This is a genomic window from Treponema sp. OMZ 840 (genome assembly GCF_050937815.1).
Lineage (GTDB): Bacteria > Spirochaetota > Spirochaetia > Treponematales > Treponemataceae > Treponema_C.
The window spans coordinates 1-26,334 of record NZ_JACDIJ010000012.1 but is presented as its reverse complement, the minus strand read 5'-3'; the positions used below and the strand labels follow the sequence as shown (position 1 = coordinate 26,334).

Here is a 26,334-nt window from a genome sequence, read left to right as displayed (position 1 = left end):
GGTTCAAAACCGATATTTTTAAGGAGGAATATATGAAAAACAAAAATTTAGCAGTCTTTGTACTGCTCGTTGTCTGTGCAATGACGTTTGCAGGCGGCAAACAAGAACAGCAAAAATCGAATTTGCAAGAATCCCTCAAATGGGCGGAGGAAGCAGGCCTCAACAAAACCGAAACCGTTGCCGAGTTATATGAAAAGGCAAAACAGGAAGGGTGCGTCAATTTATACGGCTGTACGGGGCGGCTCGAAAAAGTAAAAAAAGATTTTGAAGCCGAATATCCGGGAGTAAAGGTTAATTTTTACGATTTGGGAATAAATGAAATGCTTGAAAAATTCTCACGCGAATATGAAGCCGGTATCAGAACGGCGGATGTATTACAATTAAAAGAACAAACCGGCAGCATAAGTAACGACTACATTAAAAAAGGTCTTTTACATAATTATCAGCCGCGCGACATATTCACCGGAGTAAAAAAAGAATATTTATCGGTTACACCCTTTGTAATTGAATTGGATTGGTGGAATTACAATACGGATATTTATACGGATTTACCGATATCTTCATGGTGGGATCTTACAAAACCCGAATGGAAGGGGAAATTTATCTTATTGGATCCCAGCGGAGAACCGGATCTTCCCGTTTTATTTTGCTGTATGGTGCAGCATGCGGATATGATGGCTAAAGAATATGAAAAAGTATTCGGCAAACCGATAAACTTGGCCGCCGATGAACCGAATGCAGGTTATGCATGGATAAAGCGGATTGCAAAAAACAAGCCCATACTTGAAACCTCGAACAGTAATATCGTCAAAAATGTCGGCGGAGCAAAAAACATGAAAGAAGCTCCCATAGGATACGGCGTATCTTCAAAACTGAGAGAACGGGATATACAGGGATTCAGTATCGGGGTAAATCCTCGCAAATTCGGAACTCCCACAACGGCAGTCAGTTTTATGATTGCACAAGTTGCCGATCGCTGCGAACATCCGAATGCCGCAAAGCTTTTTATCCGGTATCTGTGTGGAGAAGCCGGACATAAGGGAAAAGGCTTAAAACCCTTTTTAACGGCCGGGTCATACCCCGTTTTCCCGAGCGCAATCAATACAACGCCGAACACCCCCGATTATGACAGCATACCCAAATTTCCGCTTGATTTGGATTTTTATTACGCAAACTATTTGGACGTATCCGATTATTGGGTTTCGGTTCAGCCGTAACATTCACAGTTAAACTTATTAAATCGCCGCAGCTTTATCATGCCGGTAAGGCTGCGGTTTTTGGAGCCGCGTGATGCAATTAACGGAACAAAAAAAAACAATCGGAAAAACACTTTATAAAAGCAAATCCTATGCATTTAGGGTCGATACCGTTGTTTTACCAGACGGAAATAAAACAAAGCGGGAAGTGCTTATACATCCGGGCGGGGTTGCAATTTTGGCGCTTTCCGAAGATAAACGGATTGCAGTTGTAAAACAGTATCGATATGCTATAGACAAGGTTACGGTTGAGATTCCCGCCGGAAAAATGGATAAAATTCCGGGAGAACAACCCTTAGAAACAGCCAAAAGAGAGCTAAAAGAAGAAACCGGATTGGAAGCTTCCGTTTTTGAGTATTTAGGCGCCATTTATCCTTCGCCGGGAATAATGACGGAAATACTCCATCTTTATTTTGCCGCAAATCTTCATATGAGCCGCCAAGAACTTGACGAAGACGAATTCATCGAAGTCGATTGGATTGACTGTGAAAAACTTGAAAAAGATATATGCAGCGGCGATATTACAGATTGTAAAACAATTTGCGCTTTTTCACTTGCCAAAATAAGAGGGTTCATCTAGAATTTATGTTATAATCTTAATAAGGAGAACAGTAAAACTCATGACCCGTAAAAGTTATAAAAATTCATTTAAAAATCTTTTCAGCGGTATGAGTTCTCTTACGGTATATCGGTCGGGACAACAGCGTTGTGACAGCGGCTTTCACCGCGGCTTTGAAGTAAGACCCTTTTATTTGCTCCATTACATAATAGACGGCTGCGGTACATATTTTATTGAAAAAAAAACCTTTCCCGTGTTGCAGGGGCAAGCTTTTTTAATTTTTCCCGGAACGAAAATTGACTATCGGGCAGACTTTAATACTCCGTGGGAATATTGCTGGGTCGGTTTTAACGGAGCGGACGCACAATTATTGGTTTCCGCAGCCGGCTTTTCAATAGAAAAACCGGTCGTATCATTTTCGGACACAACAATAAAAAATATGATAATCGATATATATAAAAGCAGAGGAAATCAAAGTCATAAAATTATTATGATGACGGCAAAGCTATATACCTTGCTTTCATATATGATTGAACAAGCCCATAAGAATTTTCCCGCATCTTCATCGGATATTATCCAGTTTAAAAAAGCCTGTACAATGATTGAAAAAGAATATATGCACCCGCTGACCATTGCAGAAATAGCCGATAGAGTGGGAATAAGCAGAAGCGGTTTATACCGTGCCTTTATATCGAATTGTTCCGCCTCTCCATCCCGCTATCTTACCGAATATAGAATAAGAACGGCATGCATTCTTTTAACATCGACGGATTTGCCGATAAAAGAAATTTCATACAGGGTCGGTATTATCGATCCGATGTATTTTGCAAGAATTTTCAAGAGTACGATGTCAAAAAGCCCGCGTGAATATCGAAAAAATCCTATTTCTCCGGGCGGAGATTTTTTTAATATTTTAGACAAAAATGCAAGGTGATAACTTCCTATTATTTTTCACAGTTTTTTTACCTTGCTTTTTTGATATTTTTTTAGTACCTTATTTTTAACACCTTAATAAAAATACCTTTCTTTTTATAGAAATATTTTTTATTAATTTATAATTTTTTACTGAAAAACGGCACAAATTGTGTTATAATATGAGTATGGGCGGAAAGAATGAATACGGATTTGGACAATGCAAGCAGCGTATCGATAACGGAAAAAGCGGATTTTGCCGAACCGCCGGAATATCGGGTTATTTTATTAAATGACGATTATACGACCAAAGATTTTGTTACCGAAGTACTTATCCGCGTATTTCATAAAACCGAAACCGACGCCGTAAACCTTATGGAAAAGGTACATACGAAGGGTTCGGCTGTTGTGGGTGTGTATGTGTATGACATTGCGGTTACCCGTACCACCTTGACCATACAAACGGCACGGAAAAACGGATTTCCGCTTCAATGCATTATGGAGAAAGCATAGTTGAAAGTAGGACCAAAACTGCAAACCGCATTGCACCGCGCTTTTGCAGTTGCAAAAAAAGCAAAGCACGAATTTCTGACGCCGGAACATCTGTTATATGCGGCGCTCGATGACGAGTATATTATCAATGTATTGCTTTTGTGCGGAACGGATCCGGGTATTATATACCGTGAGCTTGAAGACTACTTTGCCGAAAGAATTCCGGTCGGAACGGGAGCGGAACCCATAGAAACAATCGGTTATAAATCCGTTATGGGCCGCGCCGTAGAACAATGCGCTTCGGCGGATAAAGCAACGGTGGAGCTTTCCGATGTGTTGGTCAGTATTTTCGACGAGCAAAAAAACCACTGCTCCTTTTATTTAAGAAAAGCCGGCTTATCGCGCCTTGCCCTTTTGGAAACCATCGGTTATTTACAGCTTTCGGATTCCGAACCTCAAAGCTTTATCCGGCTTACACAGGCACAAAGCGCACCGGCAAATACTCCGCAAACAAACGCTCCGCACGACAAAACCGAAGAAAATTCCCGCAAAAAAAGCACTTTGGAGCGCTATACGCGCAATTTAACCGAAGAAGCTTCAAAGGGTTTGCTTGACAATCTTATAGGACGCGATAAAGAACTTGAGCGGACAATGCAAATCCTGTGCCGGCTTGTAAAAAACAACCCCATTCATGTAGGAGATGCGGGGGTCGGAAAAACCGCGATAACCGAGGGTTTGGCGGTAAAAATTGCAAAGGGTGAAGTTCCTCCCCTATTGCGGAATTTTGAAGTATTCGCCTTGGATATGGGCGCCCTGGTTGCGGGCACAAAGTACCGCGGCGATTTTGAAGAACGTATAAAGCGATTAACCGACGAGCTTTTAAAAAAAGAAAAAGCGATTTTATTTATAGACGAAATCCATACGATTATCGGAGCGGGTTCGGTTTCCGGCGGCAATTTGGACGCATCAAATCTCTTAAAGCCGATTTTAGCCTCCGGTAAAATACGCTGTATAGGCTCGACCACCTTTGAAGAATATACGCGTTTATTCGAAAAAGACCGCGCCCTTGCACGCCGTTTTCAAAAAATCGATATCGTCGAGCCGTCGCGCGACGAGGCGGTGGATATTTTAAAAGGCTTACGCGAAAAATACGAAACTTATCACAGCGTGCGGTATACGGACGACGCCTTGGAAGCGGCCGTCGATTTATCCGCAGTTCACATAAGCGAACGCCGCCTGCCCGACAAAGCGATAGACGTTATCGACGAAGCGGGCGCTTGGCTTAAACTGCACGCAAAAGAAAATCACGAAAAAATGCGCACGCAAACGGACACGCACGTTCCTTGTAAAAAAAATGAACACGCGGATGGTGCCGCACAAAAGCAAGAACATACGGCTCTTTGCGTAGACACCGCTTTAATAGAAAAAACCCTCGCACGGATTGCGCGCATTCCCGAACGTAATATCAATACCGATGAAAAAGAAAAATTACGCAGCCTTGCCGCCGACTTAAAAAAACATATTTTCGGCCAGGATGCGGCCGTTGAAGCGGTTGCCCAAGCAGTAAAAAGATCGCGCGCAGGCTTCCGCAATCCGGAAAAACCGGCCGGCTGTTTTTTATTTGCAGGTCCCACCGGCGTCGGAAAAACGGAATTGGCGCGCTGCATTGCGGATACGATGGGCGTTAAACTTTTACGCTTCGACATGAGCGAATATCAGGAAAAGCACACGGTCAGCCGCCTTATCGGTTCGCCGCCCGGTTATGTCGGCTTTGAAGACGGCGGCCTGTTAACGGATGCGGTGCGCAAAAATCCTCACGCAGTCGTATTGCTTGATGAACTGGAAAAAGCGCACAGCGACATTTACAACTTGCTTTTGCAAGTAATGGATTATGCTTCCTTAACCGACAATCAGGGAAAAACCGCCGATTTCCGCAATACCGTATTGATAATGACCAGCAATGCGGGCGCTGCCGATATAAGCCGCGCTTTTATAGGGTTCGGAGAGCGCGACAAAGCTTCCGGCGCGGTAAAAGAAGCGGTTGAAAGAATATTCAGTCCCGAATTCCGCAACCGATTGGATGCAGTTATACCTTTTTCGCATTTGAATGCCGAAATAACCGAAGACATCGTACGAAAAGAAAGCGCCAAACTTGCACAACGGCTTTCGGAAAAAAAAGTCGATTTGATTCTCGAAGACAAAGCGGCCGCTTTGCTTGCAAAAATCGGATATTCAAAAGAATTCGGAGCTCGCAATATAAGCCGTATAATAGATGAAAAAATAGCAGCCCCCTTGGTGGACGAAGTACTGTTCGGCCGTTTGGCACAGGGCGGAACCGTTACCGTATATGTAAAAAACGGCGACATTGCGCTTTTGTACCGAAAAAAACGTAAAACCTCCGATACCGCACAGCATAAAAGAAAAAAACTCCGCGAGACGGAACAATGAGCGGACAATCGCCTTCGAATACCGGCGAACCAAGGCATTTTCAAGCCTTTGCCGCCCTGCCCGATGCACAATGGTATCAATTTTCTTCACCCGAAGATACGGGACTCGACATTGTAGGAATAGGCGGCGATTTATCTCCTTCCATGCTGCTTTCAGCCTATTTGCAAGGCGTCTTTCCGTGGTACAACAGCGGAGAACCGGTTTTATGGTGGTCGCCCGATCCGCGCTTTATCTTATTACCTGAAGAACTTCATGTTCCTTCCCGTTTGGCGCGAACGATGAAAAAAAATGCCGCAAACTTTACTTATACAATGAACACAAAGTTTAAAGAAGTTATTACCGCTTGCGCCGAGGCAAAACGCGCCGATCAGGACGGCACATGGATATCGCCCGATATGATAAACGCATACACTGCATTGCACCGCTTAGGCCGGGCGCATTCTTTTGAAACGTATCAAAACGGCATCCTGTGCGGCGGTTTTTACGGCGTTTTAATCGGCCAAGTGTTTTTCGGAGAATCGATGTTCTCCCTTGTGCCGGATGCATCAAAGTGCGCCTTTGTGCATTTTGTACAAAACTTTAAGCGCTGCGGCGGCAAACTTGTAGATTCTCAAGTATATACGAACCATATCGCACGTTTCGGCGGAAAAAATATCAGCCGCACAGCCTTTTTACGTTTGGAAGCATTGTATCTTAACGCCCCTTTGGAAATCGAACTTGAAAAAGTGTACGGAGCATGAGGGTTGCGAATCGGTATAAATTCGATTATTCAACTTGTGTTTACGGCGCCTTTTTGAAAACACTGAATTGATATTCCGATACATCAAGCAAAATGACGGCAGCCTAACGGCTGCCGACCTTATATATTTTCCGCCTTTGTGCGATACCATTCCGTAATACCGGCAAGATTGCTTTCCTGCACAACGGATACGCCCTCGCTCACCATCTTCAGCACCGATTTTTCTTCCGGCGAAAGAGAGTCTTTGGCTTCAAGATTTTTACGTATTGATTTTGCCTTTAAGCTCATAATAAACTTGTTTAAGCCGGAAAGTTTTTGCAAATCGAAGCCGCCCTGCACATAAAAAAATGCCGTATGTTTATCTTTGACGTTTTTTGCGCTCAGATTTGCCGTGAGCGTTTCCGAAGGAGGGGCCATACCGACAGCGCATAGGGCGCGGACCGTATATTTTTTATACGCCTTGGCACAACCCTTTATATTTCCGGCAAAAAGCCAGCCCATATAAATAATTTCACAGCCGCTTTCCAAATCCGCTTCATCAAGCGCAACAACCTTTACGCCCGTTTTTTTCCCCAGCAGTTCGGCATACTCCTTTGTATGTCCGGCTGCGGAAGTATACACAATCGCCTTTATCATACACGCCTCCTATATACGTCTATCTCTTTTGATATTGTCATAATGCTTATTTAGCAGCGGCCGAACGACATAATAGAGTAATTTGTTATCCAAATTGAACCAGTATATTATAACAGTCAAAAAAAATAAAGCCGCACATACGATTAACACAATCCAATACCACGCCATTATCCGGCCTCCTCTTTTACCATGCCATAGAATCATCAAAGTCCAACAAGGTTGCATCAAGCGGCTGTTCACGCAAAACGGTCATCATATAATGATTCATTTGTTCGCGCATACTTTGTCTGCTGACCGTTCTCGGATCCTGTAAATCGTGCTCAATCCAAACAAGGTTCACATTTCTGCGCCGGGCTTCTTCTTCAAAAATACCGTGTACGCCGTTCATTCCCTTGCAGGCAAGTTGGTCATAAAATAAAACCATGTCACAGTTAAAAAATTCATAATATTCCCATAATTTGCTTACATTTTCATAACCGCCTACCGCATGATGGCGCATTGTACTTTTTTCGCTCAACAAGGCAAGATCCGCAATCGCCTTATCCGGGTCTTCGGTATTAATCATATTATATCCCATCGTCGAATCCATATTATTGATAACCGTAATGCCCCAGCAATTTTGCAGCCATGTCGGATAATCGGTATAAAAAACAGCAGCAGTAGACCATATGACAGCCCTATGCCGGCTTTTTCCCCTAAACGGCAGATATTTATTTTTATAACATTTATTCATAATTTTAAGTACTTTTTCGTCGACTTTTAGAAATTCGGGACTTAAGCCGCAATTCGACGCCCAATAAAACAAGCGATACAAAGACTGGGCTTCTCCGCTCAAGGGCGAATACGGAGTTTTAAATATATCCCATTTTTCCAATTCTATTTCGTTTTGACGATTTAAGATTTTTGCCGTTTTGAAAAAAGCCTGCCAATCGTATTTTTCTCCCGTTTGTTTTTCTATAAATTCAATGGCTTCGCGCAATTGCACTTCGCTGTACCCGTGTACTTCTTTTTCCGAGTGCCGCATAGGCATCATCAAAGGATAGGTATCTTTTTTAAAACGGCGCGCTTGAAATGCGGAAGTCATAATACTGCCGTCACAGGGCATATTTGACGTAATGATACACTTGCCGAAAATCGGAAAATCGTCATCGGCGGCAACGCCGGCTTCGGCTTCACACCTTGAACACACGTCGGCCGGAACGCCGAAAGATTCCATAATATCGATATAGTGGGGCATTAAATGCTGATCCATATTGCAAATTAAAAATTCGGGAAAGGTTTGAATCGGCATTGCATATAAGCCGGGAAATCCGGCCATAAAAACGGGGGGCATTGTTTCGTCAATGCCGACCGTTCGATGCGAATATGTATTTTTTCCGAAACGTTCGTCCGCTTTAAAAAGCAGGGTCATTTTTTCGGTAACGTTTTTTATTATCATGTGCATGTGCATATGCCCTATGCGAAGCTCCGGCCCGCGCAGGCCCTCCAACGAGCGGTCTACAAAACAAAACACGGATAAATACGACCCCATCCAGCGGTAGCGCAACAAAGCTTTAACGATACGTACCGGCGCCTTTGAAACAAAGACCGCCATAGTGCCCAGATTTTTTAGCCAAGCGCCGTAATCGTACAGCGTATTTGAAAAACCGCGCCATTCACGGTGAGATGCTATGCCGGTTTTATCATGATAACGGCTTCTAAGGCCGCCGGTACCTCTTTCTGCTTGGATAATAGGATCGAAACGGTCAAAAAACGACATTATGCACCCCCTTACACCGCAGCATTGAGTTTTTTTAATTCCAAACTTTCGACAAAAGCTTGGAATCGGGTACGAAGCTGCCCGTACGAACCGATGGTATATTCTTTTTCAATGGTACAACAGGGTACATTCATTTCGTTCATCAAAATATGCGAACAAAGCGCTTTTTCATAGCCCCAAAATTCGCAAAATTTCATCGCTTCTATAATCACCCCGTCCGCTTTAAAGTCTTCGAACAGCGATTTTATATAAACGGGTCTATGGTCCACTTTTTCATGATTCATAAAACGCGGACATTGACTTGTTTTAAGATAATGACGGGCAACGGCCCTCAGCGCGCTTTCGTTTTCTCCGATGTCGATTGTTTCACGGCCGGGAAAGCTGCCGTAACAATAACGGTCGGCAACAACCAAAGCCCCGCAATCTTCTATCAGCTTAATAAAATAAGGATCGTCTATTTCGCTTCCTGCAACGACGACCCGTACCCTGTAGGGATTTTTTTCGTCGGGTTTTCGGCTTTTAAGCTCTTCGGCCGTTTCTTTTATCTTATCGATTACGGCATCGTGCGGGCATACGAGAGAAACAAGCTGAATAATCGAAAATTCATAACCGCTGATAACCGGAGGATTTTTTTTGCGCAGCTGTCCTATTTCGCTTATAATACGGCACAATTCATTATGCCGGTCGATGCTTTCACGTATTGCCGCTTCGTCGGTTTTTATGCCGAACACATCGGATAAAGGTTTTAAGATTTTTATTTTTAATTGGTTTTCATAGTGCTCTATAGAGCGTATATCGTCTTTCAAAGGAACGTCAAGATGTTTTATAAAAAAGCCGGGCGTTTGAATGAGATTCAATAAAGAAAGATGTTCTTGCGCTCTGTCCATAGCGGCACATGTTTCGCTTCCTATAAAGGCGCTTATAAAATTATAACCGCCTTCAATCGCCCGTTCCAAAAAGGCCCGGCTAAAGGGGCAATTCCTGTTGGTTACATAATATGTGGCCATATCCGGAGATGCACTGCGCGGGGCACGCAAACGGACGGAAAAACATCCTTCCAAATTCAACAAAACTTCGGGAATATAATAACAGGTATAACCCAGTGCGCGCCGCCCTTTTTTTACGGCTTGCATAACCGTTTCGTTATAAGCTTCCTGCAATAAATTTTCAAAAAAAAACAAATGCTTTAAGTCTTTCATCGGTCGTCCTCCGATATCGCTCGAACATTTGCCGGCTAAACCTTAAAAATATGCGTCGGCAAAATCCGCATGTAACTTAATTTACCGTATGTTTTTTGTTATGTTTAAAATGAAGCTCCTTTAATCCCTCCACTTCATTGCACAATTCTTTAAGATTACAGGAACCGCAATTAGCGGCGATACCGTCCATTATATGGCAAAGGGCGGCGGTCATATCGTTCGCTTTTTTTGCCAGTGCGGTAATTTTGTCAAAGTCCGCATTTCCCGTAATAAAAATGACGCACACGTTTTTTACCGACGCATTGCGTTTATATTCGCTTATAAAACCGTTTCCGACGTATTCAAAACTTATACCGGCTTTAACGGCTTTTTTGCTTATACGCACTTGCTCCCGATAATTTTCGGCCGAAATCCTCATCATATAGCCTTCAGGATATATGCGGTATTTTGCAAATTCGATGTCTTTTATTTGCCGATAGACCGCATCTTCATCGCCGTCTATATTTGTAACCGAAGCAAGGGTAATGCGGGCAAAGGGACAGTTTTGCTTTATACGGTTTAAATCTTCTCCGAATAAAACAACCCTGTCTTTACCGACAAGTTTTTCGTCGCTTGTAACGCATAAGCAGTTTGCCGCTGCAAGCCCCTGCCCTCCCATTTCGAAGGCGGTATCCTGCAGCAGCACAACCTCATGTTCACCGATATCATGCCAGCCTTTTTGCGGATTAAAATCCCAGCTGTGAGAAGGACTGTCTTTTAATATGCCGCATATGTCTTTAATCAGGCTGTCATAGATTTTCATTAAAACGTACTTACCTTTTTACTGTCGAGTTTATCATGATGTTTTTGCAGCCATTTATAAATAAGCGCAACCAGTTTCATGTCCAAATTACCCATAAAGATTATAAAGGTCAGCAAAAAAAATGCGGCCAATACAATAAGTACAATCCAATACCACGCCATTAGGATGCCTCCTTTATCTTTTTGGAAAGCGCGGCCATGCCTTTTTGTCGTGCAAATTCGGCCGCTCCGAGCGCGCCCATCAATTGGGGGTCGGTATCCAGCTCGACAACTTTCAGTTTTAATACGTGTTCTATCGCCTTTTTAAGACCGATGTTTTTTGCACAGCCGCCGGTCAGCGTTATACTGTCAACAGCTCCGGCTTTTTTTGCCATAACAAAACAGCGTTTTGCAACGGCCATTTGTATGCCCGCAGCGATTTCATCCATCGGTTTTCCTTCGCCGACCAATGTAATAACTTCGCTTTCGGCAAACACGGTGCATTGCGCGGTTATCGGAATAACGTTTTGCGCATTAAGCGATAATTTTGAAAATTCGCTCAGGGTCATTTCAAAAGCGTTTGCCATCGCTTCATAAAAGCGCCCCGTACCGGCTGCACATTTATCGTTCATGGCAAAGTTTTTAACCGTTCCGTCTTTATCGATGGCTATCCCTTTTACGTCCTGCCCGCCTATATCGATTATGGCCTTTACGTCGGGATTCGTAACATGAACACCCATCGCATGGCAGCTTATTTCGGAAATGTTTTCATCGGCAAACGGTACTTTGTTTCTTCCGTATCCCGTTCCGATTAAATACGTTAAATCTTCGGCCGTTTTAAGTTCGGGAATATTTGCAAGAACTTCTTCCATAGCCATTTTGGCGGACGCTTCGGCATTCATTTTGCTTCTTTGAGTCGTATGCGCCAATATTTTACCCGTTTCGTCCAAAACTACGCATTTAGTATACGTTGAACCGACATCACAACCTGCAAAATAATATTTACTCATATAATCCTCCTAAAATAAATGCATATATTTTACCATGTCGCACTGTCTTCAATATCCATAAGACTCGGGTCTACAGGTTCGGCTTGCATAACGGACTGCATATACCGGTTTACGCTTTCGCGCATTTCACGGCGGGAAACGGTACGCGGATCCATCAAATCGTGGGGAACCCAAATAAGGTGTATTCCCCGTTCTCTGGCTTGTTCGTCGAACAAACCTTGAAGACCTACCATAGTTTTGCAGGCAACATGCTGATACATAATAACAATGTCCACTTTGAATTCTTCAACCATTCTCCACAATTCGGGCAACACGTTTTCATAACCGCCGTTTGTATGCTTCCGCATAACCATCCGCTCGTACAATCGCGCCAAATCGCGGAATGCTTCATCCTTATCCTGCACATCGAGCTGCTTTGTAAAATTCAGTGCTTCCATGTCGACCAATACGGTAATACCCCAGCAGCATTGCAGCCAAGTTGAAAAGTTTGCATAGTAGTGGGACGGACAGCTCCAAACGATACCGCGGAATCGGGTTTGCCGGCCGAAGGTTGTTTTCTTTTTATGAATATTGTACATAATCTTATTGGCTTTTTGATAAGATTTGTACGTAGGTTCACCCAAGCCGCCTTCTATTTGATATGCAAATTCTCTAAACAAGCTGAGGGAAGAACCGGTAACCACCGGGCAATTCGTTTTATTGATTTCCCAGCGTTCCTGTTCCATGATGTTTTCTTTGTTAAAGCGGGCTATATTTTTAAAGTATGCATCCCAATTAAACTTCGCACCGGTACAATTTTCGATAAATTCGATACATTTTTTTACGTCTTCAACGGCATATTGCAAGGTTTCTTCATCCCGATAGCGCACCGGAAATGAAAGAGGAAACACGGGAATTTCCAAATTACGCTCTTGAAAGGCCGACGCCATGACGCTTCCGTCGCAGGGCATCGTACTCGAAATAAAGCATGCGCCGCAGGGAGGGTAAGCGTCCAAAACGGCCGCACCGGCTTCGCTGGTCGGAACGGGGCAGGTATCGGAGGGCAAGCCGTAACTTTCAATGGCGTCTATATACGGAATACAGGACAGCTGATCTATTTCCGAAACCAAAAAAACCGGCATAAGCTGATAGGGAACTCCTACCAAATCGGGAAAGCCCGCCATAATTTGCGACATGGTCATTTCATCGAACAATACCATTTTGCGCGAAAGCCGCTTGTTTTTTCCCAGCGTTTTATCGGCTTTTATTAAATTGGCAATATAAATCGTTCCCTGCGCTATAATCGTTCTGAAATTGATATGGCAAATGGAAAGATGACCGCCGCGCAAACCCATTGAGTTTCTGTCTACAAAGGCGGGTACCGATAAATAGGATGCAAGCCAGCGGTACTTAAAAAAAGCCCGGGCGATGGGAATGGGCGCCCTCATTGTAAAGCCGATCAATACTCCCCACAATTTAAGCCAATTTATATAATCTATAAAGGTACTTTTTACACCCCGCCATTCACGCCGGATAAATGCCATTCGGCCTTCTTTATACAATACTCCCAGCCTTCGGTCGCCGTAGCTAAGCCAATCCCAAAAGCTTTGCTTAAATCTTTGTTTTTCCATTACGCTCCCTCGCTTTCTTTTTGAATTCTCTTAATTTCAAGACTTTCAACAAAGGCTTGTATTCTTGTCCGAAGCTGTCCGGAAGTCCTTGATACATAAGGACGGTCGATCGACAATACGTTGCGGCCGAAATCTTTAGTGAGTACATGGCTTGCCAACGCACGCTCAAATCCCCAAAAATCGCAAAATTTAATTTGCTCATAAATTATGCCTTCGGCATTGTATTCTTTTAAAAGCGTATCCGCCGTTTTAAATCGCTGCTGAACCTTGTCGCTGCTCATAAAGCGCGGGCATTCGCTTGTTTCAAGATAGTGCCGGCAAATTTGCGTAAGAACATCTTCGGAATCGTTTAATTCTATAACTTCGCGCCCCGGAATTGCACCGAAGCAATAGCGGTCGGCAACAACCATAACGCCGCAGTCTTCTATCAACTTTGTTAAGGTTAAGTCGTCCACTTCGCTTCCGACCAACACAACGCGGGCGCGGTACCAGGGTTTATCGTCAACCTGTCTGTTTTTTATTTCGTCCAAGGTTTCGCGCAATTTATCGAGCAGCAAATACTTGGGGCAGCAATACGTCGCCATAGTCAATACGTGAAATTCATAGCCGGTAATCGGCGGATTTTCAAGTTTACGCAATTCCGATATTTCCGTAATAATACGGCATATTTCGTTATGCCTGTTAACCGCATCGCGCAGCGCGGCATCGGAAATATCGACACCGTAAACCGAATGCAGTTTTTCAAGTATACGTTTGCGTATTTGCACCATATGATGTTCCACGCTGTAATCCGCAACCTTGTAGGGAATATCCGCATGGGTAACAAAGAATTTATCGTTTGAAACAAGGTTGAGCAATTCCAAATTTTCGGCCATACGGTTCATCATCGCGCATGCATCTACCGCGCAAAAAGCATCCAAAAAATTAAAACCGCCTTCAAAGGCGCGTTCCAAAATCGCACGGCAAAATTCGCACGTATAGTTCGACATATAATACGAAGCAATATCCATAGCTCCGGTATTGGGCGCCCTCATTCGTATTGAAACGCAGTTATCGACATTCAAAACAACCTCCGGCATATGATAGCAGGTATAGCCTATCATAAGTTTACCGTCCTTTTTTGCCTGCCGGATAAGTTCGTTATGCGTGTCTTCCAACAATTTTTCAAAATATATCAAATGCTTCAGGTCTTTCATCCCGCCTCCTCCTTTAAAGAATATTCATATTTTGCAGCGCCTTTTTTACACCGCAGACAATCAAACTGTCGGACGGAAGATTAAAAACGCTTTGTCCCTTAATATCGCATAAGGCTAAATTATTATCGCTTTGTATATACGACAGAATTCTTATTCCGCCGGTATCGATAAAGTCTTTTAAAGAAAGGTCGGAAATACGGTTTACGATAACGGCAATATCTTTGTACATAACCAGCTCATCTGCAACCGTTTTGATGGTTTGAATAACCTGAGTGCCTTTTTTACTCGGATCGGTAACGAGAATAAGATGAGAAACTTTTTCCATAACTCGGCGGTTGATTTGTTCGATTCCGGCTTCCCCGTCTATAACTACATAGTCGAATTGCTCGGACAATAAGGTTATAACCTCTTTTAAATAGCCGTTGATTTTACAATAACAGCCCTCCGATTCGGGACGGCCGACGGCAATAAAAGAAAAGCCGTCTTTTTCAACAAGGGCATCGTAAATTCTATAGCGAACTTCGCCGAGAAGCTCTATAGCTTCTTTTGTATTGCCGCCTGCAACATTTTCAACAATATTTTTCCGTATATCGTCGATTGTCATACGCGGCTCTATACCCAAAGCGGTCGCCAAGCCCACCGCAGGGTCGGCATCTATAGCCAAAATTCTTTTATCGGGAAACGCATCGACTAAACAACGGACAATATTGGCGGAAACGGAGGTTTTACCGACACCGCCCTTCCCGGCAACGGCGATAATAAGTGCATTTTTTTTCTCCATGAAATCATTTCCTCTTATATCGGCCGCGCACGGGAGTTGTAAAAAAACACGGTCTTTTTCACAGCTCCCGTATGTAAAACCGCTGCTGCGGGTTCATCCCGCTTTTTAACGGCGGCCGTTTTTTAAATGTCAAATTCTTAAAGCCAACCGGTATGCGGCGCGGGCGGCTTCAAGAACGCGGCCTGCGGCATAACTGTCTCCGATATTGTATATTTCTTTGGCGGCGCGCTCTTTTTGCAGTTCAAAAAATAAAGAGTGGTCCGCCTTACCTCCGAGGGCAAGAATAACCAAATCGGCTTCAAGGCTCATGTCCTTTGTTTTGCGCTCGTCGATTTTTTTTGCAAACGGGTTATCGATGTTCGGCGGCAAAATCGGTTCCCATGTATTAAAGGGATCGGGAACGCCTGCGGAAACGTTTTTAATAATGTTTACGCAATTTTTACCGAAAGACACAACCTTTGCGCAATTATACAAAGAAACGTTTTTTTCTTTCATATAGTGCAAAAGATGTCCCCTGTTTGCCGTACAAGCTCCCTGCATCATATGGGGAAGCATTTCGACAACCGATACCGATTTTCCGTGTTCGTATGCGAGCCAATATGCGGTTTCGCAGCCGACAACACCGCCGCCGACAATCACGATTTTTTTCGCATCGCCGAGCAGTTCCGGTTTTACAAGCAAATCGACCGCTTGAACGCTTTTCACCGAATCGAAGCCCTCAAAGGGAGGCACGACATCCGTTGTTCCGTAAGCGCATACGACCGTATCGTAGTTTTGTTTTTTTATCCATTCGGCGGACGCTTTTTGGTTGAGCAAAAGCTTAAAGCCTTCTTTTTTTTCGGCTTTTTGTACCGCGGCGCGAAGATAATCCAAATAGTTGCGTATATCGTATTTGATTTTGGGAGCGGAACCGGGAATAATGCGGCCTCCGAGTTTGTCCGAAGCTTCAATCAAATCTACACGGTGGCCGCGTTCCAATGCGTTAAGCGCAAAGACGATTCCGCCCGGTCCGCCGCCTATGACACCGATTTTTTTCGGCGCATCCGTTTTAGGCATATGAAGGGGAAACACATCCTCAAAACCGGTACGGGCATTAACGGCGCATTGCGGGTGGCCGCCTTCGATAAACTCATTGATACAGCCTTCCTGACAGCCGATACAGGGGCGTATGCTTTCCACATCGCCGGCATAGGCTTTATTGCACCAGTTTTCGTCGGCCAAAAGCGGGCGGCCGAGCATAACCATATCGCACATACCGTCGCGCAGCGCTTTTTCGGCAATGTCGGGATAGCCGAGCTTTCCGACCGCAACGACGGGAACGGGAACGCCCGCATTGGAAAGAATACCCTTTTCTTTAAAGTGCTTTTTAACGATTTCGGATACTTCAAGAAAACATCCTGCGGGCATACTTGCCGGAGGATGGGGAAGCCACCAGTTATCGTAACAGCCCAAATCCACGTCGAAAATATCGACGCCGGCTTTTATAAGGTTTTCCATATAGTTGAGGGTTTCCCGAATCGAGCGGCCGTTTGTAAACTTTTTAAGCGACTTGATTTTTTTCATATCGGCGCCGTAGGTTTCGTTTAACGCAAGCGATAAGTCGATGCGGTACATAATCGGGTAACGGTCCCCGGCGCGTTTTCTGATTGATTTAACCAGTTCGATTCCGAAGCGCTGCGGGTCGGCGTATTTACCCAATTTTCTGCGGTTAAAGGCGCGGTTTGTCATTTGTTCAAGCAAATAGCCCTCGTGTCCGTGCAAGTACACGCCGTCGAGCAGACAAGCCTTTGCATCGGCCGCCGCCTGACCGCAGTTTTTTACGATTCTATCCAACTGAGCGTCCGTCAAAGGAAAACAGGGAACGCCGGGAAGATAAAAGTTCGGATTAAGTGAAGCCGATTTGGGAAATTTCATTTGCGTTAAAACGCACATAGGCGGCCCTACCCGTCCCAAGCCGGGCGTCAGCTGAACGTACACTTGGCTTCCGAAAGCATGAACGCCCTGCGCCAAATCGCGCCAGCCGGCCATAACCGTGCGCGTGCGGTCTATACGCGGAAAGGTTGAAAGTTTATCCGGCTCGGTAACGGTCGGATCCACTCCGTGGCTTATCGGAATCAAGCCGGTAGTCAACAAACCGCAGCCGCCCTTTGCACGTGCAAAAAAATATTCGAGCATTTTGGAACTCGGGCGGCCCGTTTCTTCGGCCATATCGAGGTTGCCCATAGGAGCCATAACCACACGGTTTTTTACCGTTGTGCGGTTAATTTGAATCGGTGAAAAAATTGCGGAATACGGAAACAGATTTTTAGTCATTCCGCCGCTCGATCCCGCCTTGTTTTCGCCCTCTTGCTGAACCCAGCTGCCGTAGCCGTCAATAAGTTTTTGAATTTGAGAATCTGTGTGCATGTTTCGTCCTCTGTATTAGATAAAATTATACTGTATGTCCCTATCCAGTATAAGACAGCTTTTACCGGCTGTCAACAAATTTAATTTTTTTCACAGCTTTTGTTCCGAAAAATGCCGCAGAACAACAAAAAAAGGGCTGTTTTAAAAGTCGATTACTTTTAAAACAGCCCGGCTGCCGTAAAGATAAACGGCAGTTTAGAATATGCAAAAATTTATCGTGATGAAGGACCTTGCCAAACCGTTGCTTTTATACTGCCTTTTTTTTCGGTTGCAGCCTTGGTTCCCGCTATGCGTCCGTAAATCAAAGCTTGCAGCAATCCGTCGCCGGACATATATGCGGCGCCGCCGGTGCTTGCAAAACCTTCGGTACAACCGCCGGCCGCATACAAACCCTGAATAACCGAACCGTCTTTTTTCAAAACGTGCGTATCTATATCGGTTACCAAGCCGCCCTGCGTATGGCGTAAATCGCCCGTTATTTTCATCGCATAATACGGACCGTCCCAATTTTTGGGAAGCTTTGTTTTATTAAATTCATCTTCGCCGCGCTTAATCGAAGCTTTGTAGCGCTCAAAGGTGTCGGCAAGGGCGGCCGCATCGATACCGAGTTCCGCAGCCAAGCTTTCGGCGGTATTTCCCGAAACGACAATACCGTTTTCTTTGTATCCGGCAAAGGCGGACGTTGCATTTGCAATATCCTTATTGATAATCAAATAGGCAAAATGTCCGGGCTGCGCCAAAACATGCGGCGTCAATTCGGAATATCCGCCGTATTCGTTGGTAAAACGTACGCCGTTTGTATTTACAAAAATACCGCCCATATTGGCCATTCCCTGTGAAAGCGATTTCCGAATTTGTTCGTTAAAAAACGCATGTCCCTGATACGCTTTCATATTGGCAACGGCGGCGCCGAGTTTTTGTCCCCACAAAATGCCCTCGCCCGTTGCTCCCGGAGCCACATATTTAAAAGCTGCGGCGACTTCAGGCATATATTCTTTTAACATTGCGTCGTTTGCTCCGAATCCGGAAGTGGCAAGGACGGTATTGTTCGCATAAATGTTAAACGAGGTTTTTCCGTCGCTTGCGGTAACTCCGATAACTTCGCCGGCTTTATTTGTAATAAGACCGGTACCCGCCGTTTCGCGCATAACCGTAATGGCGCCAACGCCTTCAAGATATTTTATGAGCGTTTCGGTCATTCCGGCTCCGGACCCCTCGCTTCGATGCATTCTGTAATTGGATTGACCGTAATACAGGGCGTTTGTAACAAGCGTAAAGCGGCAGCCCATCGATTCCATCCATTCTATCAGGGACTTTGAATTTTCAACAACGGTATAGACAAGATCCTGTCTTACGCTGTAATTACTCGGACGGAGAATATCCCGTGCAAACCAATCGTTGTTGTCGGCGATTCCCGCTTCGACTTGCTGCTTTGTTCCTACTGCCGGAATTATACCGCCGGAAAGCCGTGTAGCACCGCCGAGCGACGACATTTTTTCAAGCAAAATAACCTTTGCGCCGTTTTCCGCCGCAGCAAGGGCGGCGGCAATACCGGCTCCTCCGCTGCCCACAACAACGACATCCGTGCGCTTTTCTTCGGAAGCCGTTTTTGCCTTTTTTACATCCGAAGCGGCTTTATTAAGTTTTGCAATATCCGCACCGGCGGCTTTAAGAGCGGCTTCCGTTCCCGCTGCAATTGCACGGCTTGTAATCGAGCAGCCGGCCACTACATCGACCTTTGTTTTTTGCAAGGCTACAATTTGTTCCGGTATTTTTACCAGTGCCGGATCGCTGATTCCCGCCGTTTCGTTGTGTTTGACAACCCTAACGGATTCGATTTTTGATTCCGAAAGTTTTACTTCTACCGTAACGGGGCCGGCCATACCCGAGCCTTCTCCGGTATAGGTACCGGCTTTGAATTTGTTTTCGTCTTTACACGCAATAAAGAATAAAGAAAACACAATCAATACCGCAATACCGAGCTTACATAATGATTTTTTCATTTTTCCTCCGATGTATTTCCTAAGATTCAGATGAACAAAACACCGCTGTTACATCAATCAGCATACTAGCATGTCGGCAAAAAAATAACAAGAATCGGCGTTTTACTGTTACCGTTTTTTTACTGTCGTTTACAAAGTCGGTATTTGTTTACTTGCACGGATAGAGAAAAGCGGTGTATAATATTCGGTATGAATACGCAAAACCGCAAACTGACATGGAAAAACTACTTGGCTTACGGAGCCGCCGATTTATACGGAGGCGGTTGTTTTTTTATCGTAACGACCTTTTCAATGTATTATTTGGTAAACGTCGTCGGACTGCACCCCCTGCTGGCAGGACTTATCCCCGCTATCGGTAAATTTTGGGATGCGGTATCGGATCCGCTTATGGGCTATATTGCGGATAACACCCCGCAAAACCGATTCGGTAAACGGCGGGTTTGGTTTTTAATATCGATTGTACCGATAGCCCTGTCTTTTATGCATATTTGGTTTCCGGCACATTTTGAAAGCCAAGCCGGAAAATTCATTTTTTACACCATTGCATATATAGCGTTTTTTACCGTATCGACGGTTTCATACATTCCTTATGCAGCCCTCAGTGCGGAAATGACCGAATCCTTTTCCGAGCGCAATAAGCTGAACACGTCGCGATTGATGTTTTCGTTTATAGCAACCCTTCTCGGCGGCGTTTTGGCTCAGCCGATTATCGACAGCTTTCACGGCAGCAAGATGGGATATTTTGTTATGAGCTGCGTTTTTGCCCTGATCTTTGCCCTGCCGTGGATACCGCTCTATTTCGGTACATGGGAAAAAGCTTCCGTGCAGGAAAAGAATGCAAAGGGCGAATCCTTTATGCGTAACTTTTTATCGCTGTTTAAAAACAAATCCTGCCGAATCCATATTGCCATGTACGTTTGCTCATACGGGGCGCTCGATATTTTTATGTCGTTTGTCTTATTTTATATGGTCGATTATTTGGACAGGGGCAGCGTATTTGTTATTATACAAGGCACCCTCCTTATTACGATGATGCTCGTTTTGCCCGTTCACAATCATTTTATAAACAAATTCGGCCACCGCCCCGTATATATAACGGCCCTGGTTGTTTTTGCTCTTTCCGTTTTACTCATGCTTTTCCATACGCCGACCTCTCCGGTCGTACTTTTAATTTTGAATATGGTTTTGATGGGCATAGGAATTTCGGCAAACAATCTTATACCGCACCAGCTTTTGCCCTTTATAAGCGATATAGACAAACTTATGAGCGGAAAAAGCAGGGCCGGCACCTATTCGGCCGCTATGACTTTAACCCGAAAACTGTTTTTGGGTCTTGTCATTATGACGAGTATCGGAGCCATTTTGAACGGCATAGGCTATAAAAATCCCGTGCCCTCGATTTTAACCGAAAATCAGTTTACCGAAGCGCGCGAATTAAGCGTAAAACACGGGCAGGATTTTTCCGCAATCGAAGCCTATTATGCAAAAGGCGAAGACGGAAATCTGCACTTAAAATACCTTCCGCGAAGCGCCGACAGCATTGTAAGCGATGCATACACGGCGGCAAAAAAACACAAGGGAAGTGCAGGACAAACGGCTTTAAAAGCGGCCGATTTTGAAGATGCCGCCGATTTTTTTGAAGAAAAAAAATCCTCCGCCGAAATTCCGGCAGGTCTGTTTGAAAATCTTATCCTCGGCTCTCTAAACCCGAAAAACTTCCGCGACGCCGACCTCCTCTTTTTCTTAAAATCGGCGTATAAAAAAAGCGGCGATTTTTATGTATACATCGAACCGCAGGACTTTTATTCAAAGGCGGACTTGTACGATTTAAAGGTACTTTTGGAAAAAATCGAATATCCGTATTCGGGTATCGGCGAAGTGCAAAAACCGCTTCAAAAAAATACGACCCTGCACGGAGTCAGGCTCGCCTTTGTTTTAATGCCGCTGGCAATGATTATACTCGGAATCGTCATCGGGCTGACTTTTAAAGTAACGCCTCTAAACCATAAAATCGTATTGGAAGAATTAAAGCGGCTTGAAGAAGGCGGCAAAAAAGAAGACGCCCCGGAAAACACCAAGGCGGTGTGCGAACTTTTAACCGGCCTTCCCTACGGAAGATAAGAAGCGTTAACCGCACAGAGCGCAAAGAACGCAGAGCATGTAAGAAATTACAGTTTTTCTATTTCTTCGCGGGTTAAACCGGTAGCTTTTACGATATTCTCTAAAGATAAGCCCATATCAAGTAAGTTTTTTGCCGTTTCCAGCGCTTTTTGCCGGGCACCTTGAAACAAGCCTTTTTCAAGCCCGATAGCTTCGCCTTCTTCTCTGCCTTCGGCACGTTCATCGGCAAGGGTATCATAATAGTACTGCTCGGACAATTCCCGTGCTATACGCCGCTCTTCTTCGGTTACTTTGAATAATGTCGCTTCGGCCATTTCCAAACCCTCCTCCAGCGCACACAGTTTTTTGAGCATACCGCTTTGTTTATCTTGCGCATAGTTGCTTAAAAACCGTATCCAACAATCCTTTGCCGTATAATCCGCGATATCCTTACTCATAGTATACCCGATAAGTTCGTTTAACGCAACGTAAATAAACTGCATGATTGTTTCACCGCTTATCTCGGCCAGTTTGGCGTTTTCAGGAACATCACAGCCGAATACGGTTAAGCTTATCGCATAAAGCAAGTCATCGTTTTTCGGTTCTTTTTTAAGAAAACGGGAAGCGGTACGCGCCAGGTAGAGTTGTTTTCTACGTAAAAATGAGCTGCTCCAAAATTGCTGCATTTCGATGTTGACGATAAGGCCGTTGTCGGTTTTCACGAGTAAGTCCAAATAATAGGTTTCACCTTTGGGACTTTCGCGCGTAAGCTCGGTGTTCAGGATATCTGCCTTACGTATAGTGCCGTAAGTTTCTTTCAAAAAGGCATTGAGAAAGCTGATGAGTGCTTTGTTACCCTCTTCGCCCTTTGAAAACATCAACTTGAATACCCAGTCGGTTTTGGGGTTTAAGATTTCCGCTTTGTTTTCTGCCATAGTTTTACTCCCTTTGTCTATTTCAAATCCCGGCACGGATGCCGGTAAAAGCTTCAGATTGCCCTAGTTTGCGGCGCGCGCAAACTAGAAGCTAATAATCGCACAGGATGTGTGATTATTAGCCGTTCTCCTATACTGTTTTACAAGTGAACCACACCGAAATAGCTCCATTTTATTTCATTTCCGTACACGGATGTACGAAAAAGCTGCAAATACTCAGTTTTGTGCAGCAAAACTGAGGTTTAAAACCGAACACGAGGTTCGGTTTTAAAACAATTGCGAACCTAAAGCCGATTATTCGCGATGTTTTGGACGATAAAATACCGCACGTAAAACATCCTGTTTCAAATCCTGCACACGGATGTGCATAAAAGCCGTCAGTAATCAGTTTTGAGCTATGCTCAAAACTGGAGTTCAAAACCGCACAGGACGTGCGGTTTTGAAACAAACTCGACGTTAAAGAGAGCGGCGCTATTTCAGCCGCTCTCTTTAAACATTATAGGGGCGGATTTTCAAAAAATCAGACATTTTACAAAAAATATTGTGTGTGAGATTGAAGGGAACCGGCGGGTATAAGGAGGAAGCCGTTTAAAAGCGGCACAATCGGGGTTTGAACAAACCGGATTCGGCATAAAAACACAAAAAAAGCCCTGCACTTGCGCGCAGGGCTTTAGTCCAAGTACGGCACACGGGGCACCGTACTTTAAGCAATCACACCTTAGAGGGCGATTTTTGCTTTAAGACCGACCAAACCTTTTGTTGTGTACTTAGTAGAACCGGAAGTACCAAGTATTTTTGCTTTGGCTACTCCAAAAGCGGCGTCGTCCCAGAAAAGGGTAAGAGTAGTATTATCTATCAATCCCTTAACGATGACTTTTGCCTCGATAGCAAATTCGTCAGCGTTTATCACGTTGTCTTTATCGACTTTTGCACTGCCGTGTGTCCACAGGAAACCTGCAACGGGAACAACGGTAATATCGTTAACCTTAATGTCGTAGCTGGCGGCAAGACCGGCTTGCAACCCTTTTGCTGCAATAAGAGTGGTATAATCAATACCTAGAACAGAGGGAACTTTGCTGGCATCCTTACCGAGGTTGGCATAGAATAACGCAGCGGCTTTCAAACCATTTACGATTTCACCGGAATAAGCAGTAACCATAAGGGGCAAATTCGTTTTCATAGCGTTCTTCTTCAAATCAAAAGAAGTATATACGCTCACGCCGGGAAGAAGGGTATCGTCACCTTTGTCGTTTTGCTTTGTTTCATAGACCAATTTATTACCGAAGAAATCATAGAGTACTGAATTGTCGCTTGAACTCTTGCTCTTTGCAAAACCTAAGCGAACACCTGTACTAAGAGCATTCATTGAAACAGCGCTGGTAGAAGCAACCCAATTGTAATCGTTGGTCAGTGTATAGGTAAGTGTCGGCTGAATAAAGAAATCGTCGTTAAAGTTAAAGCGGTAGTCAACACCGGCGAACAAAGAGAAGTCACCTGCTCGATCCGCATCTTTCTGTGCGTCCGAAATAGGAGTATTTAAGCTTATATTACCGAGCACATAGGCAAAGCCTGCACCTGCGCGCAAATCTTTAATGGGGGTTGCTTCACCGTATACGCCCATTGCATATTTGTTGGTCCAATAAATCGGTTTACCTGCGCCATCTTTTTCCTTATTTGAACGCAAAGAACCTTCAACTTTAAACTTATCATTTGCATATCCTACAACAATTCCCTGATCATAGGCAACGTTGGTACCGGTTGTTTCAAACTTATCCGAAGGAGTGCGATTGTATTTATCGTTACTGTCCTTATAGTTTAAAGCATGGGGATACCAAAAGCTTCCGCCGTAGCTTAAATTTCCCGATTTGATTCCCATATATACAGGACCGAAGTGAATTTTAGCCGTATCGATTTCTACACGAATATCACTTGCATTATCATTATCTTTTTGCATAGTGAGCGCAAAATTATCATCTACGGTTACACTAGCTTGCAAACCTACGATTTTAATTTTCAGTTCGCCCCAAATACCGCTTCCGGTCGTGGATTTTTCACCACCGTTCATAAAATTCAACTTTAAACTGCCGTCGGTTTCATTTTTAAAACCGGTTTTTACCGTATCCAAGTTGATACCGAACGTAACAGCCGCACTGCCTTTAAACTCGGCTACCTTTACTTCGGCTGCGGGTTCGGCTGCAAAAACGGAGCATACCATTGCCAAAGCAAGAAAAATTACAAGAGCTTTTTTCATATCTTGAAAACCCTCCTTAGTCGTTAAAACTGCACGAAAGCAACGCTTTTTTTTTATGGTACAGTTTATCTTTACTTAAAAATAAGAATAGCATGAGTTAAGACAATCGTCAAGTATTTAGGACGTTTTTGGGCAGTTTTTTTTTACACATTCGACAAAAAATGTCAAAGTGTAAATTAAAATGCAAAGGCTTTTTCGTTTAAAACGTCAATATGCTTTTGCAAAGCGTCTTGCCGCGTAATTTCCGATAAAGCTTCCAATTGTGCAGGCGAAAAATATAAATGTACGAGGGGCGATTGAACGGTTGAATCTTCCATATCTTCGCCGCCTTCGGCCGTAAGCACAAAATAGGGTTTGCCTTTTTCAAGAAACTCGTAATTTGTTCTGAACTCCGTGTGTGCGGTACGCGCGGTACCCAGCACACCCCATGCAACCGAAAGGCCGCCTCTGTTAAAGGCGTTTTTGCGATCCGCTTTCCGTTCCGGCAGGGCCGATTTGTTTCCGGCGGCATATAAAGCGTAAGCTTGCGCATACAAGTCGATTCCTTCGGCAAGGCTGCGGCGCTGTTGTGCATCGAACATAAGCACAACGGAATTCATACCGTCGCGCAAGTGGGCTTCCACCACGTTGGTGCGCGGTACAAAATAAAGCCGTATTTGTGTCGGTTTTATTTTTCCGAACGACAATCGCAATGCCATAGCGTCTTCAAGACGTATGGGGTCGAAGTCGCCCAAAAAGGCGGGGTCGGCGCTTTGTTCGGTACTTTGTCCGTTCGGCGCGCCTTGTACGCTTTTACAAGACAGGCTTATAAAAACAAATATAAGCACTGCTACAAACCCTATAAACCTTAAACCCCATACACGGTTCGATTTTTTATTCATAATCGATATCCTCAACAATAATATGCTGCCGTGCGCCGGCAAAACCGCCGTGCGGCACGTATTTTTATACTTCAAATAAAAAACGGCATAAAAAAAAGTTACAGTTTTTCTATTTCTTCACGGGATAAGCCCGTACCCGCAACTATCGTATCGAGTTCAACGCCAAGCCGTTTAAAAGCCGCTGCCGTTTCCAGCGCTTTTTGCCGGGCACCTTTTTCAAGCCCGATAGCTTCGCCTTCAGTAACTCCCTTTGTGTAACCGAAATGTTCCCAAGAGGCCTTATCGTGTTCATACTTCATACGGTTTTCATACAGCCACCGCTCTTTCGGGTCCTGCAGCATTACGTCTACCGTTTCATTTGCCTGTTCCATAACAGGAGAA

The 26,334-nt window shown here is 44.4% G+C and carries 22 protein-coding genes; 7 read left to right on the top strand and 15 right to left on the bottom strand.

Annotated features, from left to right (window positions below; all coding sequences use genetic code 11):
- The first annotated feature begins 32 nt into the window (after positions 1-32).
- The 6 genes from H0R92_RS12000 to aat all read left to right on the top strand — a co-directional run bounded on the left by H0R92_RS12000 (position 33) and on the right by aat (position 6,407).
- Positions 33-1,217 (top strand): ABC transporter substrate-binding protein, encoded by a 1,185-nt coding sequence (locus tag H0R92_RS12000; protein WP_432965142.1) that lies wholly within the window; start codon positions 33-35, stop codon positions 1,215-1,217.
- A 73-nt stretch (positions 1,218-1,290) separates the two neighbouring features.
- Positions 1,291-1,836: an NUDIX hydrolase gene (locus H0R92_RS11995; RefSeq protein WP_432965139.1), complete on the top strand. Its 546-nt coding sequence runs from the start codon at positions 1,291-1,293 to the stop codon at positions 1,834-1,836.
- A gap of 40 nt (positions 1,837-1,876) precedes the next feature.
- Positions 1,877-2,749, top strand: coding sequence for an AraC family transcriptional regulator (locus tag H0R92_RS11990; RefSeq protein ID WP_432965136.1), 873 nt, complete (start codon positions 1,877-1,879; stop codon positions 2,747-2,749).
- Positions 2,750-2,928: 179 nt separating this feature from the next.
- Positions 2,929-3,240, top strand: a complete 312-nt coding sequence (locus H0R92_RS11985; RefSeq protein WP_432965133.1) for an ATP-dependent Clp protease adaptor ClpS — start codon at positions 2,929-2,931, stop codon at positions 3,238-3,240.
- The gene (gene clpA / locus H0R92_RS11980) at positions 3,241-5,667 is read left to right on the top strand and encodes an ATP-dependent Clp protease ATP-binding subunit ClpA (protein ID WP_432965130.1); all 2,427 of its coding nucleotides are present in this window, start codon (positions 3,241-3,243) and stop codon (positions 5,665-5,667) included.
- Entirely contained in the window at positions 5,664-6,407 is a 744-nt protein-coding gene (gene aat / locus H0R92_RS11975) for a leucyl/phenylalanyl-tRNA--protein transferase (protein ID WP_432965127.1), read from the top strand. The genes clpA and aat overlap by 4 nt, the downstream gene beginning before the upstream one ends.
- Before the next feature lie 119 nt (positions 6,408-6,526).
- Here aat and H0R92_RS11970 read toward each other — a convergent pair whose 3' ends face one another.
- From H0R92_RS11970 to H0R92_RS11920, 11 genes are all read right to left on the bottom strand, one after another.
- Positions 6,527-7,042, bottom strand: a complete 516-nt coding sequence (locus tag H0R92_RS11970; RefSeq protein WP_432965124.1) for a flavodoxin domain-containing protein — start codon at positions 7,040-7,042, stop codon at positions 6,527-6,529.
- 184 nt (positions 7,043-7,226) lie between these two features.
- Positions 7,227-8,801, bottom strand: a complete 1,575-nt coding sequence (locus H0R92_RS11965) for a 2-hydroxyacyl-CoA dehydratase family protein (protein WP_432965121.1) — start codon at positions 8,799-8,801, stop codon at positions 7,227-7,229.
- An 11-nt stretch (positions 8,802-8,812) separates the two neighbouring features.
- The gene (locus H0R92_RS11960; protein ID WP_432965118.1) at positions 8,813-10,000 is read right to left on the bottom strand and encodes a 2-hydroxyacyl-CoA dehydratase family protein; all 1,188 of its coding nucleotides are present in this window, start codon (positions 9,998-10,000) and stop codon (positions 8,813-8,815) included.
- Positions 10,001-10,076: 76 nt separating this feature from the next.
- Entirely contained in the window at positions 10,077-10,802 is a 726-nt protein-coding gene (locus H0R92_RS11955; RefSeq protein ID WP_428769603.1) for a hypothetical protein, read from the bottom strand.
- Positions 10,802-10,963: a hypothetical protein gene (locus H0R92_RS11950; RefSeq protein WP_428769605.1), complete on the bottom strand. Its 162-nt coding sequence runs from the start codon at positions 10,961-10,963 to the stop codon at positions 10,802-10,804. The genes H0R92_RS11955 and H0R92_RS11950 overlap by 1 nt, the downstream gene beginning before the upstream one ends.
- Positions 10,963-11,790 (bottom strand): acyl-CoA dehydratase activase, encoded by an 828-nt coding sequence (locus H0R92_RS11945; RefSeq protein ID WP_428769607.1) that lies wholly within the window; start codon positions 11,788-11,790, stop codon positions 10,963-10,965. Before H0R92_RS11945 ends, H0R92_RS11950 begins: the two co-directional genes overlap by 1 nt.
- A 29-nt stretch (positions 11,791-11,819) precedes the next feature.
- Positions 11,820-13,400 (bottom strand): 2-hydroxyacyl-CoA dehydratase family protein, encoded by a 1,581-nt coding sequence (locus H0R92_RS11940; protein ID WP_432965114.1) that lies wholly within the window; start codon positions 13,398-13,400, stop codon positions 11,820-11,822.
- Positions 13,400-14,596 carry a 2-hydroxyacyl-CoA dehydratase family protein gene (locus tag H0R92_RS11935; protein ID WP_428769611.1) on the bottom strand — a complete coding sequence of 399 codons (1,197 nt, stop codon included), beginning with the start codon at positions 14,594-14,596 and terminating at the stop codon, positions 13,400-13,402. Before H0R92_RS11935 ends, H0R92_RS11940 begins: the two co-directional genes overlap by 1 nt.
- A gap of 13 nt (positions 14,597-14,609) precedes the next feature.
- The gene (locus tag H0R92_RS11930) at positions 14,610-15,377 is read right to left on the bottom strand and encodes an AAA family ATPase (protein ID WP_428769613.1); all 768 of its coding nucleotides are present in this window, start codon (positions 15,375-15,377) and stop codon (positions 14,610-14,612) included.
- A 129-nt stretch (positions 15,378-15,506) separates the two neighbouring features.
- Positions 15,507-17,783, bottom strand: coding sequence for an FAD-dependent oxidoreductase (locus tag H0R92_RS11925; protein WP_432965109.1), 2,277 nt, complete (start codon positions 17,781-17,783; stop codon positions 15,507-15,509).
- 212 nt (positions 17,784-17,995) lie between these two features.
- Positions 17,996-19,786 carry a flavocytochrome c gene (locus H0R92_RS11920; protein WP_432965106.1) on the bottom strand — a complete coding sequence of 597 codons (1,791 nt, stop codon included), beginning with the start codon at positions 19,784-19,786 and terminating at the stop codon, positions 17,996-17,998.
- A gap of 189 nt (positions 19,787-19,975) precedes the next feature.
- Between H0R92_RS11920 and H0R92_RS11915 the strand changes: the two genes are divergently transcribed.
- Positions 19,976-21,907, top strand: coding sequence for an MFS transporter (locus tag H0R92_RS11915; RefSeq protein ID WP_432965103.1), 1,932 nt, complete (start codon positions 19,976-19,978; stop codon positions 21,905-21,907).
- 47 nt (positions 21,908-21,954) lie between these two features.
- Here H0R92_RS11915 and H0R92_RS11910 read toward each other — a convergent pair whose 3' ends face one another.
- The 4 genes from H0R92_RS11910 to H0R92_RS11895 form a co-directional block, all read right to left on the bottom strand.
- Positions 21,955-22,821, bottom strand: a complete 867-nt coding sequence (locus tag H0R92_RS11910) for an Rpn family recombination-promoting nuclease/putative transposase (RefSeq protein WP_432965100.1) — start codon at positions 22,819-22,821, stop codon at positions 21,955-21,957.
- Between the two features lie 718 nt (positions 22,822-23,539).
- Positions 23,540-25,072: an autotransporter outer membrane beta-barrel domain-containing protein gene (locus H0R92_RS11905; RefSeq protein WP_432965097.1), complete on the bottom strand. Its 1,533-nt coding sequence runs from the start codon at positions 25,070-25,072 to the stop codon at positions 23,540-23,542.
- A gap of 176 nt (positions 25,073-25,248) precedes the next feature.
- A complete protein-coding gene (locus tag H0R92_RS11900; protein ID WP_432965094.1) occupies positions 25,249-25,953 on the bottom strand; it encodes a hypothetical protein in 705 nt (234 codons plus the stop codon).
- 98 nt (positions 25,954-26,051) lie between these two features.
- On the bottom strand, positions 26,052-26,334 hold a 283-nt coding region (locus H0R92_RS11895; RefSeq protein ID WP_432965091.1), incomplete at its 5' end, for a PD-(D/E)XK nuclease family transposase.